Genomic DNA, 15,684 nt, shown 5'->3' with positions numbered 1-15,684 from the left:
GCCAGGCGCCACCGGCCGAAGAGCATCGACGGCGGCTGGCCGAAAAGATCTGTGTCGCAGGCCGGAGATGGGTACATTTCCAGGGGCCCGTTGTGGGCGCGCAACGCCCCCGTCGGCCAGGACGTGGACCACCACCGACCGTCGACGAGGAGCGCAGCATGAGCGAGTGGTTCGTCTACCAGGGCAGCGGGCGTCCGGATCCGGCCAGGATCGACCGGCTGCCCGACCCGCCGCCGTGGCGCGCCTTCGACACCCCGGTCGTGCCGTACGACGTCCCGGTCCTCGACTCCGCCACCCGGCGCAGGCTCGGCACCGGCACCGCTCCGCTGCCGATCCAGGACCCGGACACCCTCGAACTCGTCAACGCCGCGCTGTATCTGAGGCGCCCGCTGCTCGTGACCGGCGAACCGGGCGTCGGCAAGTCGACGCTCGCGCACTCCGTCGCCTACGAACTCGGACTGGGCCGGGTGCTGGAGTGGCCCATCGTGTCCCGCAGTGAACTTCGGGACGGGCTCTACACGTACGACGCCATCGGCCGGCTGCAGGACGCCCAGCTCAGGCGGGCGGCCGAGGCACGGACGCCGGCGTCCGGACCGGAGTCCGAGGACATCGGCCGGTACATCAAGCTCGGCCCGCTCGGCACCGCGCTGCTCGCCGCCGAGCGGCCCCGCGTGCTGCTCATCGACGAGCTGGACAAGAGCGACATCGACCTGCCGAACGACCTGCTGAACGTCCTGGAGGAGGGCAGGTTCGCGATCCCCGAGCTGGAGCGGATCGCCGACCGGACGCCGGTGGTGCGGGTGCTCACCGACGACGGACGCAAGGTCGAGGTGACGGAGGGGCAGGTGCGCTGCCGCGCGTTCCCGTTCGTCGTGATGACCAGCAACCGGGAGCGCGAGTTCCCCGCCCCGCTGCTGCGCCGCTGTATCCCGCTGGACCTCAAGGCGCCCCGCGACGAACGCCTCGCCGCGCTGGTCCAGGCGCACTTCGGCCAGGACGCCTACGAGGCCAACCACGACATCGTCGACCACTTCACGGAGGCCGAGACGGACGGCGCGCTGCGCCCCACCGACCAGCTCCTCAACGCCATCTTCCTGGCTCAGCACGCCGCCCGGGACGCGGCACGGCGCGAGGAGATCTCGGAGCTGCTGATGCAGCCCCTGGACCGCGGGCCCAGGTAGCCGATGTCCACGGGAGCTCCCGGCGTCCCGGCCGGCGCCATGAGCGACGCGCTCGCGGCGCTGGTCGCACGCATGCGCGACGCGGGCATCGTCCCCGACGTCGAGGAGCTCGCGGACGCCCTGTGGCTGGCCCGCCACCTGCCCGCCCCCGACCGCCGGCCGGACGTCACCTCCCCCAGCCCGCCGAGCCGCACGCCCGCACCGGCGGACGGCACCGATCCGCTGTCCTTACGGGCGGCCGCGGACGGCCCCGTCACGGCGGACAGCGAGGACCGGCAGCCCGACAGCGCCCGGCTGTTCGCCCCCGGCCCCGGAGGCGACGACACCGGCACCCGGATGGCGCCCGTGAGCGTCCCCGCCGCACCGGTGCTGCCCGAACCCCTCGCCCTGCAACGCGGCATGCGCCCCCTCCAGCGCTACCGCGCACCCGTACGTCCCGTGCCGCGCACCCTCGACGAGCGGGCCACCGCCGAACGGGCCGCCGAGTCCGGGATCGTACTGCCCGTGCTGCGTACCGAGCGGCGCCGTGAGGCACGGCTGCTGCTCCTGATGGACGTCTCCACCTCCACCGTGGTCTGGCAGCAGATGCTCGACGAGCTGCGCCAGGTCTGCGAACGCGCCGGTGCCTTCCGGGAAGTACGGGTGCAGTACCTGCACGAGGCACCCGGCGGTCTCCCCGGCTATGCCGCCACACCCGAGCACATCCGCCCGCTGCACGCTCCCGAACAGCTCAGCGACCCGACCGGGCGACGCCTGACCCTCGTCCTCAGCGACTGTGCGGGCCCCATGTGGCGCAGCGGCCGGATGCAGCGGCTGCTGTACCGCTGGGCGTCGACCGCGCCCGTCGCCGTGGTCCAGCCGCTGCCGCAACGGATGTGGCTGCGCACCCATCTGCCCGCCCGGCGCGGCATGCTGCGCCGTCGCGAAGGCCCGGCCGGGACGCTGGAGTTCCAGCCGGACAACGGACGGGTCGAACAGGGCGCGCTGCCCGTCCCCGTGCTGGCGCTGCGCCGTGGCTCGGTGGAGGGCTGGGCCCGGCTGGTGTCGGGCACCACGGGACAGTCGCTGGCCACGGCGGCCGGCTGGGTGCACGCCGACCACGCCGGGTCCAGCGCGCCGGTGCGGGCCGCGGCGGACCTCAGCGGCGCCGAGCGCGTCCGGGTCTTCTGGCGGGCCGCCTCACCGGAGGCCCGCCGCCTCGCCGTGTACCTGTCGGCGGTGCCGCTGTACCTGCCGGTCATGCAGCTCGTCCAGCACGCCATGCTGGCCGGCAGCGGCCCCGAGGCGCTGTCCGAGGTGCTGCTCGGCGGGCTGCTCAGGCGCCGGGAGGACGCGGACGACCCGCGGGCCGTGCGCTACGACTTCCTGCCCGGGGTAGCCAGCGAACTACGGTCGCGGCTCGCCCTGGAGGAGGCCCAGCTCCTGTTCAAGCACTGCTCCGAGTACGTGGACCGGAAGTTCGGCCGCAGCGTACGCAACTTCCCGGCCCTGGCCGGGGCGTTCCTGCGGGGAGCGGTGGATCCGGACGTACCGGGGCCGCCCGTCGGCCCGGTGGAGGACGAACCGGCCGGGCTGCGGGCGTTCGCCGAGGTGTCGGCGGACGTGCTGCGGGACCTCGGTGCGCGGATCCCGGCGGCCCCGAAGCGACCGGAGCTCACCGCCGGGGAGCTGCTCGGCAAGGGCAGGGAAGCCATAGGGCGGTTCGAGGGAGAAGGCCTCACCCGCGAACTCGACGCCGCCGTGCGGTACTTGCAGCAGGCGCTGGAGATGTCGGCACCGGATCGGGAGCGGCTGTCCGCGGCCGAGGAGCTGGCCAACGCCCTGCTGGTGCGCTGGCGGGTGCGACGGGTCGGGGACGATCTGCGGGACGCCTGGGAGGCGGTCAGGGACCCGGATCGGCACGGGGCGCCCGGAAGCCTCACACGCGGGCTGGTCTGCTGGGCGCTGGCCGGTGAGGTGAGTGGCCGCGGCCTCGACTTCGAGGGCGTCCCCGGCAGCCTGCGGGACTGGGCCCGCGACGCGGCACACGGCCGGTACCGGGCGGAGGAGTTCGCCCGCGCCGTACTGCTGTACCTGGCCGACCGGGACCTGTCCCTGGCGATGCGGGGAGCGGGCTCCTGCCCCGAGGGCCTGAACGGTCCGCGGACCGCCGCGGCGACCCTGCCGTACGTGCGCCGGGCCATCGCGGAGGCGGGCGTGGACCACCCCGGGGCGGACGGACCCTATCCGGCGCACGCCCCCGAGGAGTGGTACCTCACCCACCTCCAGCTGGCCGTCGACGCGGCCGATGTCCGGCTGACCTTCGCCGGGCGGGAGCGCGCACAGATCGTACGGGGGCAGTTGCTGCTGGACCTGGCGCGGCAGTACGCCGGACAAGGGCGGACGAGGACGGCCCGGCCGCTGCCGGAGCGGGCCTCCGAACTGGCGCTGCGCGCCATGGACGACTTCCGGGCCGCGGCCCGCGGCAAGCGCGTCCTGTCGGAAGAGGAGCGCTGCCGCGCCTGGCTGGCGGTGGCGTCGGCCATCGAGCTCGCCTGGGCGCCGGACGACGAGGGCCGGGACGGCCAGCTGCTGTACGCCGTGGATCAGGCGCTGCGGGCCGCGAGTGGGGACGTGGCGCTGCGGCGGGAGTGCTATGCGCGGTCGGCGCGCGTCTATCAGGCGGCCTACGACCGGACCGGTGACCCCGACCAGTTGGACCGCGCCGTCGAAGCGTGGGCGCAGGCCGAACGGCTGCTGGGCGAGGACGATCCGGGCCGGGCCGACCTGCTCTACGACTACGGCACGGCTCTGATGGACAGGGGCGTGGCGCACGCGTCGGCCGACGACGCCACCCGGGCCGTCTCCCTGCTGCGCACCGCCCTCCAGGACACCCCGCCGGGTCATCCCGGCATCCCGTTTCGCTGGGCCGGCCTGGGTCAGGCGCACGTAAGGCGCTACGACCTCCAGCAGGTGCTGTCCGACCTGTACGAGGCGGAATGGACGATGGGTGAGGCCATCCGCAGCTCCGAGGAGCCCGAGTTCCTCGTACGCTGCTGGATGATCCGGGCCTCCATGCTCGAACTCCTTCACTACGAAGCGCAGAGCCTCGCCCATCTGCACCGGGCGATCGAGGCCTACGGACACGCCATCGAGCTCGCGCAGGAGGCGGGCCTGGACGACGTACTGGCCGAAGCCCGCCGGGAGCGCGCCCGCCTCCGCGAGCGAGAAACGGGCCGCGAGTGACCGCCCCGCCGGACGACACCCACATACCGCTGCCCGTCATCCCCCGACCGGACCGGACCGACCACCCGGTTCTGGCGGCGATCCTCGCCGAACTGGGCAGCAGGGACGGGGAGCCCACGGTCGTCGCCCACTACGAAGACGCCCCGTGACCACGCATCCGCGGTGGCCGTACGCCGCCCTGGACCCGACGGCTCACCGCCCCACGCCGCTGCGGCAGTTCGTGCTGAAGGTGCACAGCCGCTGCAACCTCGACTGCTCCTACTGCTACCTCTACCGGGGCAGGGACGACGGCTGGCGCGACCGTCCGCCACGCACGCCCGAGCCGACCATGCGGCGTACCGCGGCCCGGATCGCCGAGCACGTACGGGCACACGGTCTCGACCGCATCCGCGTCGAACTGCACGGCGGTGAGCCGCTCCTCGCGGGACCGGAGCCCGTTCTCGCCTACGCCCGGGCCGTCCGCGAGGCCGTCCCGGCCGGCTGCCGGGTCACCGCCACCGTCCAGACCAACGGCACCCGTCTCACCGACACCGCCCTCGACGCCCTGGCCGGGGCAGGCATCCGCGTCGGCCTCAGCCTCGACGGCGGGCGCGCCGCCCACAACGCCCGCCGCGTCGACCACGCCGGACGCCCCGCCTGGCCCGCCGCCCGCGCGGCCGCCCGGAAACTGGCCGCGCGCCCGGAGTCGTACGCCGGGATCCTCTGCACGATCGACCTGGACGCCGACCCGCACGACGTCTACCGGTCGCTGCTCGACCTCGCCCCGCCCGGCGTGGACTTCCTGCTCCCGCACGCCAACTGGGCGCACCCGCCGCCGGGACAGCCACCCGGCCGCCCCGGTCGGCACCGCCCCCGCCCCACTCCCTACGGCGACTGGCTCGCCGCCGTCTTCGACGACTGGTGGGACGGCGGACGGCCGCGCACCCGGGTCCGGCTGTTCCAGGAGATCGCCGCCCTGCTGCTCGGCGCGCCCAGCCGCGCCGAGGCCGTGGGGCTGTCCCCGGTGGCCGCCGTCGTCGTGGAGACGGACGGCGCCATCGAACAGGTCGACTCGCTCAGGTCGGCGTACCCGGGCGCGGCGGTGACCGGCCTGGACGTCTTCCGGAACTCGTTCGACCAGGCCCTGCGCCATCCCGGGATCGCCGCCCGGCAGCTCGGCGAGCGGGCACTGGCCCCGGAGTGCCTCGGCTGCCCGGTCGGCCGGGTGTGCGGAGGCGGCAACTACGTGCACCGTTACGCGCCCGGCACCGGCTTCCGGCATCCCAGCGTCTACTGCGCCGACCTGGAACGGCTCGTGCGGCACGTCGCCGACCGGTTGGAGCGGACCGTGCGCGGGTCGGCGTAAGCCTCGAAGCCGGACCAACTTGGCTCCCATGCAGGCAATCTGACGCACAATTGACACATCGGCGCACGGACGTGACAGGTCGTACGAGGGGATTGCGGGATGACGGCGGAGCTCGGACACGTCACGGTGGTCTTCGCCGGGCAGAGCGAGTCCTGGGCCAAGTGGATCGACCACCAGATCCGGGCCGCCGGGCCGGCCACGACGCTGGTGCGCTGGAACCCGCTGCGGCGACCGGCCACCGGCGAGGCACTGAAGGAGCTGTTGAGCGCCCCGGGCCGGATCCTGCTCGTCATCGACGACTGGCACGAGCAACTGGACCGCGACCGCATCGACGCCTGGGCCGGCGTGCTCAAGCAGCTGCTGACGGAGCACCCGGACCGGGTCGCCGCCGTGAGCGTCACCGCCCGGCCGATGCCCGACGCCGTCATAGCCCTGGCCCCCGTCGAACTGCGCGGGCTCAGGCCCGAGGCGGCCCGCCACCGCGTACTGCAACTCGCGGGGATCCCGGCCCCCGACGCCCTGGACCTGCGCCGCGGCCCGCGCTTCCCGGACGACCCGCCGGCGGTGTGGGGCGGGGTGCCGCGCCGCAACAGCCGCTTCGTCGGCCGCTTGGAGCTGCTGGAGCAGGTGTACGCAGCGCTCTCGGCGGCCGGACGCGACGGCGCCGCCGTGGCGCTGCGCGGGCCCAGCGGGCACGGCAAGACGCAGCTGGCGATGGAGTACGTCCACCGGTTCGCGGGCGAGTACGACATCGTCTGGTGGGTCAGCGCCGCCCAACGCGTCACCGCCCGCCAGCAGTTCGCCGAGCTCGCCCCCGCGATGGGCGTCGCGGCCACCGGCGACCTGTCCGCCACCATCAAGGCCGTCCAGCGCGAGCTCGACGGCACCGCACGCCCCTGGCTGCTCGTCCTGGACGGGGCCGACGACCCCGAGCGGCTCAGCGGCCTGGTCCCCGAGGGACGCGGCCACGTCCTGGTCACCACCCATCGCGGCGAGTGGTCGGCCCACGCCGAGGTCATCGAGGTGCCGGCCTTCGAACGCCGGGAGAGCATCGCGTTCGCCCGGCGGCGCGCGGACCGGCTCAGCGACGACGAGGCGGAGCGGCTCGCCGAGGTCGTGGAGGACATGCCGCTGCTGCTCGACCAGACGGCCGCCTGGCTCCAACTCAACCCGGGCGTGCCCGTCAACGCCTACATACGCGACATCCGGGACGGCAAGCCGGACCGTTTCGGGGTCATGGCCTCCGGCCACCACCCGAAGTACGAGGTCGCCTGGGCCAAACTGATCAACACCCTGCGGGAGAGCCACGAACCCGCCTGGAAGCTGCTCAACCTGCTGGTCTGCTTCGCCCACGACGTGGTCCCGGTACGTCTGCTGCAGACGGCCCGGCCCACCGAACTGCCGCCCGAACTGGCCGAGCTGGTCGCCGAGCCCAGCAGCTGGAACACCGCGCTGCGCAGACTCTCCGAGATCACCTCCATGCGCATCGAGTACGAGCAGGGCCCCCGCCTGGACACGCAGACCGTCGGCACGGTCCGTATGCACCGCCTCTTCCACCGGTTCGTACGGTCCGTCCAGTCGCCCGCGGACGCCGCACGCTACTCCGCCGCCGCCCGCAGGGTCCTGGTCTCCGCCGACCCGCGCGACTCCGCGTCCGCCGGCAACTGGGCCCGCTACTCCGCGATCATCCCGCACCTGGAACCGTCCGGTGCGCTGGAGTCACCCGACGGCGAGGTGCGCGACCTCGTGCTGAACTGCGTCGAGTACCTGCGGATGCGCGGCGAGTACCACGACGGCTGGTTGCTGAGCCGGCTCGCGGTGGACAGCTGGCGGCCCAAGTTCGGCGACACCGACCGGTCGGTGCTCGTGGCCGTCCACCAGCTCGGCAACATGCTGCGCCGACTCGGCCGGTACACCGACGCGGAGGACGTGGGCCGCGAGAACCTGCGGCGACTGCGCGAGGCCGGAGGGGTCCGGCCCATCGAACTGATCCGCGCCAAGGACGGCCTCGGCGGCACGCTGATGGCGCTCGGCCGCTACACCGAGGCCCGCACGCTGTTCGAGGAAGCCGCCGAGAGCGCCGCGGAGGAGCTCGGCGGCGAGAACGTGCCGCGCACCCTCAGCATCCGCAGCAACCTCGCCGTCGCCATAGGCCTGCAAGGCCACTACGCCGAGTCGCTCGCCCTGCACCGCGGCGTCTTCGAGGCCCGGGTCCAGCTGCTCGGCGGCAAGGACGCCGCCACGCTCAACTCGGCGCTGCGCAGCGCCTGGATGCTGCGGCTGCTCGGCCGCTACCGGGAGGCCCTGACGATCCAGGGCCACAACTCCCGCGTCCACAGCCAGGTCCTCGACCGCAACCACAGCCAGACGCTGCAGGCCGAGCACAACCTCGCGCTGTGCGCCCGCCGGGACGGCGACCTGCAGTTCGCGCTCGCCATGATGCGCGGGGTGCGGGAGAAGCTGCTGCGCCGGCGCGGTGCCCTGCACCCCGAGACGCTGATGGTCTCCTGCGACTACGCGATGCTGCTGCGGCACATGGAGCGCACAGCCGAGGCCAGGGAACTCGCCGAGCTCACCGCCGGGCAGTACGCCGCCCAGCTAGGCGAGCAGCACCCCTACTCCGTCGGAGCACGGGACAACGTGGCCACGGTCATGCGGGACATGGGCGACCGACGCGCCGCCCTGGAGCTGTCCCTCACCACCATCCGGGAGATGGAGCAGGCCGTCGGACGGGACCATCCGTGGGCCATCGGCTGCGCCAAGAACGGCGTCGCCGCCCTCGCCGCCAACGGTGACACGGACGCCGCGGCGGCGCTCGGCCGGGACGCCGCGGAACGTTCCGCCCGCGTGCTGGGCGAGGATCACATCCTCACGATCAGCCTCCGGGCCGGCCTCGCTCTCGATCTGGCCCAACTGGGCGAGCGCGCCGAGGCCGAGACGCTCCACGCCGATGTCGCCGACCGTCTCACCGCCCTCCTGGGCCCCGACCACCCGCACACGCAGTACATCCTCGAACGCCACCGCCCCTACTGGGACTTCGAGCCCCAGCCGATCTGACCCCCGGAACGGGGAAGGGCCCGGTTCCGGAAGCTTCCGGAACCGGGCCCTGTCAGGCGTATGTCAGAGGCTCACGCCTCGAACACCTCACGCACCAGCTGCTCCTGCTCAGCCTGGTGCCGCTTCGCCGACCCCACCGCCGGAGACGACGAGTGCGGGCGCGAGATGCGGCGCAGGCGCTCGCCGTGCGGGACGTCGGCGCCGACCGCCAGGTCCAGGTGGTCGATCAGGTTGAGGGCGATGAACGGCCAGGCGCCCTGGTTCGCCGGCTCCTCCTGGGCCCACAGGTACTTCTCGGCGTTCGGGTACTTCTTGATCTCCGCCTGGAGCTCCGCACCCGGCAGCGGGTACAGGCGCTCGATGCGGATGATCGCCGTGTCCGTGACGCCGCGCTTGACCCGCTCGGCCTCCAGGTCGTAGTAGACCTTGCCGGCGCAGAAGACGACCTTCTTCACCGCCGCCGGGTCCACCGACGCGTCGCCGATGACCGGGCGGAAGCCGCCCGTGGTGAACTCGTCCGCCTTCGACGCGGCGGCCTTCAGACGCAGCATCGACTTCGGCGTGAAGACGACCAGCGGCTTGTGGTGCGGGTTGTGCACCTGCCAGCGCAGAAGGTGGAAGTAGTTCGACGGGGACGTGGGCATCGCGACCGTCATGTTGTTCTGGGCGCACAGCTGCAGGAAGCGCTCCGGGCGCGCGGACGAGTGGTCCGGGCCCTGGCCCTCGTAGCCGTGCGGGAGGAGCAGGGTGACGCCGGACGTCTGGCCCCACTTCTGCTCCGCCGACGAGATGAACTCGTCCACGACCGTCTGCGCGCCGTTGACGAAGTCGCCGAACTGCGCCTCCCACAGCACGAGCGCGTCGGGGCGGGCCAGCGAGTAGCCGTACTCGAAGCCCATCGCCGCGTACTCGGAGAGCAGGGAGTTGTAGACGTTCAGGCGTGCCTGGTCCTCCGACAGGTACTGCAGCGGCGTGTACTCCTCGCCGGTGCTGCGGTCGATGATGACCGCGTGCCGCTGGCCGAAGGTGCCGCGCTGGGAGTCCTGGCCCGCGAGACGGACCGGGACGCCCTCCAGGAGCAGCGAGCCGAAGGCGAGGGTCTCGCCCATGCCCCAGTCGATCGTGCCGTCCTCGACCATCGACGCCCGGCGCTGCAGCTGCGGCAGCAGACGCGGGTGGACGGTGATGTGGTCGGGGACGTTGACCTGGGACTCGGCGATCCTCTTGACGATCTCCGAGGACACGGCGGTGTTCACGGCGACCGGGAACTCGGCCTGCGCTTCCGGCGTGTGGACCGTCGCCGGCTGCGAGGTGGCCTCGCGGACCTCGGTGAAGACCTTCTCCAGCTGGCCCTGGTAGTCCTGCAGCGCCTGCTCGGCCTCTTCCAGGGTGATGTCGCCGCGACCGATCAGCGATTCGGTGTACAGCTTGCGCACCGAGCGCTTCTTGTCGATCAGGTCGTACATCAGCGGCTGGGTGAAGGCCGGGTTGTCCGACTCGTTGTGACCGCGGCGGCGGTAGCAGATGAGGTCGATCACCACGTCCTTGTTGAACGCCTGGCGGAACTCGAAGGCCAGGCGGGCAACGCGGACGACCGCCTCGGGGTCGTCGCCGTTCACGTGGAAGATCGGGGCCTCGATCATGCGGGCCACGTCCGTCGCGTACATGGAGGAACGCGAGGACTCGGGGGCAGCCGTGAAGCCGACCTGGTTGTTGATGACGATGTGGACCGTGCCGCCGGTGCGGTAGCCGCGCAGCTGCGACATGTTCAGGGTCTCGGCCACCACGCCCTGGCCCGCGAAGGCCGCGTCGCCGTGGATCGCCACCGGCAGGACCGTGAAGTCCGTACCGCCCTTGTTGATGATGTCCTGCTTGGCGCGTGCGACGCCCTCCAGGACCGGGTCCACGGCCTCCAGGTGGGAGGGGTTCGCGACCAGGCTGACCTTGATCTGCTCGCCGTCGAGGCCGGTGAAGGTGCCCTCGGCGCCCAGGTGGTACTTCACGTCGCCGGAGCCGTGCATCGACTTCGGGTCGAGGTTGCCCTCGAACTCGCGGAAGATCTGCGCGTACGACTTGCCGACGATGTTGGCCAGGACGTTCAGGCGGCCGCGGTGGGCCATGCCGATGACGACCTCGTCCAGGCGGGACTCGGCGGCCGAGTCCAGCACCGCGTCCAGCAGCGGGATGACGGACTCGCCGCCCTCCAGCGAGAAGCGCTTCTGGCCGACGTACTTCGTCTGCAGGAAGGTCTCGAAGGCCTCCGCCGCGTTCAGCCGGCGCAGGACGCGCAGCTGCTCCTCGCGCTCCGGCTTGGCGTGCGGGCGTTCCACGCGGTCCTGGATCCACTTGCGCTGCTTGGGGTCCTGGATGTGCATGAACTCGATGCCGGTGGTGCGGCAGTACGAGTCGCGCAGCACGCCGAGGATGTCGCGCAGCTTCATCATCGACTTGCCGGCGAAGCCGCCGACGGCGAACTCGCGCTCCAGGTCCCAGAGTGTGAGGCCGTGCTCGACGATGTCCAGGTCGGGGTGCTTGCGCTGGCGGTACTCCAGCGGGTCGGTGTCGGCCATGACGTGACCGCGGACCCGGTAGGAGTGGATCAGCTCGAAGACGCGGGCGGCCTTGGTGACGTCGTCGTCGTGGCTGGCGTCGATGTCCTTGAGCCAGCGGACCGGCTCGTAGGGGATGCGCAGGGCCTCGAAGATCTCGTCGTAGAAGCCGTTCTCGCCGAGGAGGAGGTTCGCGACCTGGCGCAGGAACTCGCCGGACGCGGCGCCCTGGATGACGCGGTGGTCGTACGTCGACGTCAGCGTCATGACCTTGGAGATGCCGAGCTTGTTCAGCGTGTCCTGGGACGTGCCCTGGAACTCCGCCGGGTAGTCCATGGACCCGACGCCCATGATCACCGACTGGCCGGGCATCAGACGCGGCACCGAGTGGACGGTGCCGAGGCCGCCCGGGTTGGTCAGGGAGACCGTGACGCCGGTGAAGTCGTCCATCGTCAGCTTGCCGTCGCGGGCGCGGCGGACGATGTCCTCGTAGGCCTGCCAGAACTCGAAGAAGTTCAGCGTCTCGGCCTTCTTGATCGCCGCGACGACCAGCTGGCGGTCGCCGTTCGGCTTGACCAGGTCGATGGCGAGGCCGAGGTTGACGTGCGGCGGCTTGACGAGGGTCGGCTTGCCGTCCTTCTCGCCGAACGACCAGTTCATCGACGGCATGGCCTTGATGGCCTGCACCATCGCGTAGCCGATCAGGTGCGTGAAGGAGATCTTCCCGCCCCGGGCGCGCTTGAGGTGGTTGTTGATGACGATGCGGTTGTCGAAGAGCAGCTTCACCGGGACCGCGCGGACCGAGGTGGCGGTCGGCAGCTCCAGCGAGGCGTTCATGTTCTTCGCGACGGCGGCGGCCGGGCCGCGCAGCGTGATCAGCTCCGGGCCGTCGGGGGCCGCGGCGGCCGGTTCGGCGGCGGCCTTGGGCTTCGGCTGCGGCTTGGTGGCGGCCGGGGCGGGAGCCGGGGCCGGGGCCTTGGGCCGCGCGGGGGCCTGAGCCGGGGCAGGAGCGGCCGCGGCGGGCTTCGGGGCCGCGGGGGCGGCCGGGGCCGCCGGAGCGGCCTGGGCGGGAGCCTGAGCCGTGCTGGTGGTCTCCGCGGCCCCCGCGGCCGTGGGGGCCGCCGGCGCCGGGGTGGCAGCCGCCCCCGGCTTGTAGTCGGCGAAGAAGTCCCACCAGGCGCGGTCTACCGAATTCGGGTCCTGGAGGTACTGCTGATAGATCTCGTCGACGAGCCACTCGTTCGGACCGAACGCGGCGGCGGGATTCTTGCCCGCTTGGTCTGCGTCGGTCGAGACACTCGATGCGTTACTGGGGGACTGTGGCGACACGGCGGCAACCGCCCTCTTCCGCTTCACAAGGTGATGGACAGCGGGAATAAAGGCTACGCCTCCATGACCGAGAAGGTGAGGTCGGGTCCGTTCATCGTCGCGTAAGTCACATCAGAAGGCGTGTTTCGGGGCTTGAAATGGCGGGAAACAAGTGTGGTTCCGCTGCAAAAGGGATGCGACGAGCACGGCCCGGCGCGCCGGAGACGCGGGCCTCGGCCTGATCACACGTGTCCGACTGTGCGGACGCCCGTGGATCTTGTGGCTCCGCTTCGAACTTTACGTCAACTTGGCACAGAAGGCAGGCCCGGAAGGGTGACAAGGATCCGGCAACCCCGCTCGGATTCGGCCACTCGGATCCTGCCGCCGTGCAGATCCACCGCCCAGCGGGCGATCGCCAGTCCGAGGCCGGTGCCGCCGTCGCTGCCGGGGCCGTGCGGCCGGCTGACCGCACCCCGGTTGAACCGCTCGAAGACCCGGTGCCACTCCGAGCGCGGAATGCCGGGGCCCTCGTCCAGGACCTCCAGCTCCAGCGACTCCGGCAGCGCCCCGCGCCGCGCCCTGACCGTCACCCGGCCGTGCGGCGGGCTGTGCTTGACCGCGTTGTCGATCAGATTGGCGACGACCTGGTGGATCCGCTCCGGGTCGGCGTGCGCGGTCAGCTCCGGCGGGGACACGTCGAGGTGCAGATGGACGTCCGTACGGGTGTGACTGCCGGAGCCGGAGGCGATGCCCGCGCGCGCGGAGGCCACCATGTTGGCCTCCTTCAGCACCCCGGACAGATACGGCCACACCTCGAACCGCCGCTGCTTCAGCGGGACGACGCCGTTGTCCAGGCGCGACAGGTCGAGCAGCGTCTCCACCAGCCGCCCCAGGCGCTCGGTCTGCGTCAGGGCCGTGCGCATGGTCTCGGGGTCGGCCTGCGTGACGCCGTCCACGATGTTCTCCAGCACGGCGCGCAGACCCGCGATCGGGGTCCTCAGCTCGTGCGAGACGTTCGCGACCAGTTCCTTGCGCTGGCGGTCCTGGGCCTCCAGGTCGTCGGCCATGCGATTGATGGTGACGGCCAGGTCGCCCAGCTCGTCCCAGCGGTTCTCCCGCACCCGGCGGGTGTAGTCCCCGTGCGAGATGGAGCGGGCCACCGCGTTCATCTCGTCCAGCGGCGCGGTGAGCGAATGTGCCACGAACTGCGTGATCAGCAGTGTGGCGATCATCGAGAAGACCGTGATGAAGCGCAGCTCGGTCTCGGTGCGCATGGCGATCATCATCAGACCGGTGGTGATCAGCACCGAGATCACGACCAGCGCGCCCAGCTTGGTCTTGATCGAGAACGGGCGTACGCCGCCCCAGGGCTCCCCGGGGCTCCTCCGTGCGGCCGGCCGCCCCTCGCTCATGGCGTCGGTGTCTCCAGCGCGTAGCCCACACCGTGCACGGTGCGGATCCGCTCGGCGCCGATCTTCCGGCGCAGCGCCTTGATGTGGCTGTCGACGGTCCGGGTGCCGGAGGCGTCCGCCCAGTCCCACACCTCGGCCAGCAGCTGCTCACGGGAGAGCACAGCGCGCGGGGTGTTCGCCAGGCAGACGAGGAGGTCGAACTCGGTGGGGGTGAGGTGCACGTCCTCGCTGCGCACCCGTACCCGGCGCTGGGCGTGGTCGATCTCCAGCTCGCCGAGCCGCAGGATGCCGCTGCGCGGCGTCGCGGCGGCCAGCGCGGCCCGCTCCACCCGGCGCAGCAGTACGTGCACGCGTGCGGCCAGCTCGCGCATGGAGAAAGGCTTCGTCATGTAGTCGTCGGCGCCGACGCCGAGCCCCACCAGCATGTCCGTCTCGTCGTCGCGCGCAGTGAGCATCAGCACCGGCACCGGCCGCTGGGCCTGCACGCGCCGGCAGACCTCCAGGCCGTCGAAGCCCGGCAGCATGATGTCCAGGATCAGCAGATCGGGCTGCCAGGCCTCGGCGGTGTCGACGGCGGCCGGGCCGTCGGTGGCCGTCTGAACGAGAAATCCCTCGGCGCGCAGGCGGGCCGCGACGGCGTCGACGATCGTCGGGTCGTCCTCAACCACCAGAACCCGGCGCTGTGCGCCCGGGGTGGCCGCCGCGGTGCCGTTGTGGGAGGTGTGTGTCTGCTCCATCGCCCGCCCCTGAAGTGTGCTTTCCGGAATCCGTGGGGTGATCCCATGACTGCGCTTGACGCTTGAATGATCGGCGTCAGGGGAGCAGCGTACGGGGAGTCACCGCAGCTCGGCTATCCAGGTCGGACGCCGAGATGCACGACGTCGGGAACTCCCCGGGCAACGGGGATCTCTTCGGTACGCACATGCCGGAAACCGGCATTCCGCAAGCTTCCTTCAAATTCCGGGGAGGGTTTCGCCGACCATACGGCGAGTACCCCGCCGGGCCTCAACACCCTTGCGCAGGCTGCGAGTCCGGCCGTCGAGTACAGCCCCGCGTTGGCTTCCGTGACGGTCCAGTCGGGCCCGTTGTCGATGTCCAGGCACAGCGCGTCGAACGTGTCGGAAGTCTCATTGACGTAATCGACCAGATCCGTTTCGACGATCTCCGTACGAGGGTCGGTGAGCGCATTGCCGGACACTTCGGAAAGGGGTCCCGCGCGGTGCCAGTCAATCACCGCGCGCTCCCGCTCGACCACCGTGATCCGGCCCCAGCGCGGGTTGCCGCAGGCATGTGCGAGCGAGAATCCGACACCGAGCCCGCCGATCAGTACATGCGGTTCGGGGCGCCCGTCGAGGGCGTCGAGCGCCGCGTCGACCAGCAGCCGTTCCGAGCGTCCGTCGGAGGTGTCCATCAGGAAGCAGCCGTTGGCGATGATCTGCAGCAACGCCCCGTGCTGCCGCAGTACGACCTCGCCGTGCGGGCCCTCACGTCGGTCCAGGACTTCGGGGATGTCGTCGGTGGTGGGCATCAGCCCATCGTGGCACTTCTCTGACGGAACGTTGACGGAATTACGGAGGCAGCGTTGACGGGAGGTGAAGGGTGGGGCG

9 protein-coding genes are annotated in these 15,684 nt (G+C 71.8%); 5 read left to right on the top strand and 4 right to left on the bottom strand.

Going from position 1 to position 15,684, the window contains the following annotated elements; translation table 11 throughout:
- Positions 1-158 precede the first annotated feature (158 nt).
- From HJD23_RS13080 to fxsT, 5 genes are all read left to right on the top strand, one after another.
- A complete protein-coding gene (locus tag HJD23_RS13080) occupies positions 159-1,181 on the top strand; it encodes a MoxR family ATPase (RefSeq protein ID WP_171118338.1) in 1,023 nt (340 codons plus the stop codon).
- Between the two features lie 3 nt (positions 1,182-1,184).
- Positions 1,185-4,406 (top strand): SAV_2336 N-terminal domain-related protein, encoded by a 3,222-nt coding sequence (locus tag HJD23_RS13075; RefSeq protein WP_171118336.1) that lies wholly within the window; start codon positions 1,185-1,187, stop codon positions 4,404-4,406.
- The gene (locus tag HJD23_RS13070) at positions 4,403-4,555 is read left to right on the top strand and encodes a hypothetical protein (protein WP_167529700.1); all 153 of its coding nucleotides are present in this window, start codon (positions 4,403-4,405) and stop codon (positions 4,553-4,555) included. The genes HJD23_RS13075 and HJD23_RS13070 overlap by 4 nt, the downstream gene beginning before the upstream one ends.
- The gene (locus HJD23_RS13065) at positions 4,552-5,751 is read left to right on the top strand and encodes an FxsB family cyclophane-forming radical SAM/SPASM peptide maturase (RefSeq protein WP_171134022.1); all 1,200 of its coding nucleotides are present in this window, start codon (positions 4,552-4,554) and stop codon (positions 5,749-5,751) included. The genes HJD23_RS13070 and HJD23_RS13065 overlap by 4 nt, the downstream gene beginning before the upstream one ends.
- Before the next feature lie 99 nt (positions 5,752-5,850).
- On the top strand, positions 5,851-8,808 hold the full coding sequence (fxsT, locus tag HJD23_RS13060; protein ID WP_171118334.1) for an FxSxx-COOH system tetratricopeptide repeat protein: 2,958 nt from the start codon (positions 5,851-5,853) through the stop codon (positions 8,806-8,808).
- A 71-nt stretch (positions 8,809-8,879) separates the two neighbouring features.
- Here the strand turns inward: fxsT and HJD23_RS13055 are convergent, their stop codons facing one another.
- The 4 genes from HJD23_RS13055 to HJD23_RS13040 form a co-directional block, all read right to left on the bottom strand.
- The gene (locus HJD23_RS13055) at positions 8,880-12,686 is read right to left on the bottom strand and encodes a multifunctional oxoglutarate decarboxylase/oxoglutarate dehydrogenase thiamine pyrophosphate-binding subunit/dihydrolipoyllysine-residue succinyltransferase subunit (RefSeq protein WP_171134021.1); all 3,807 of its coding nucleotides are present in this window, start codon (positions 12,684-12,686) and stop codon (positions 8,880-8,882) included.
- A 281-nt stretch (positions 12,687-12,967) separates the two neighbouring features.
- Entirely contained in the window at positions 12,968-14,077 is a 1,110-nt protein-coding gene (locus HJD23_RS13050; RefSeq protein WP_171118332.1) for an ATP-binding protein, read from the bottom strand.
- Entirely contained in the window at positions 14,074-14,814 is a 741-nt protein-coding gene (locus tag HJD23_RS13045) for a response regulator transcription factor (protein ID WP_171118330.1), read from the bottom strand. The genes HJD23_RS13050 and HJD23_RS13045 overlap by 4 nt, the downstream gene beginning before the upstream one ends.
- Positions 14,815-14,927: 113 nt before the next feature.
- Positions 14,928-15,575: a spermidine synthase gene (locus HJD23_RS13040; protein ID WP_346770336.1), complete on the bottom strand. Its 648-nt coding sequence runs from the start codon at positions 15,573-15,575 to the stop codon at positions 14,928-14,930.
- Positions 15,576-15,684 lie beyond the last annotated feature (109 nt).

Origin of the sequence: Streptomyces sp. Z423-1, from assembly GCF_013009255.1 — a bacterium.
Classification (GTDB): Bacteria; Actinomycetota; Actinomycetes; order Streptomycetales; family Streptomycetaceae; genus Streptomyces; species Streptomyces gossypiisoli.
Note: the sequence above shows the minus strand (reverse complement) of the source record. Positions and strands in the feature narration are given on the sequence as shown.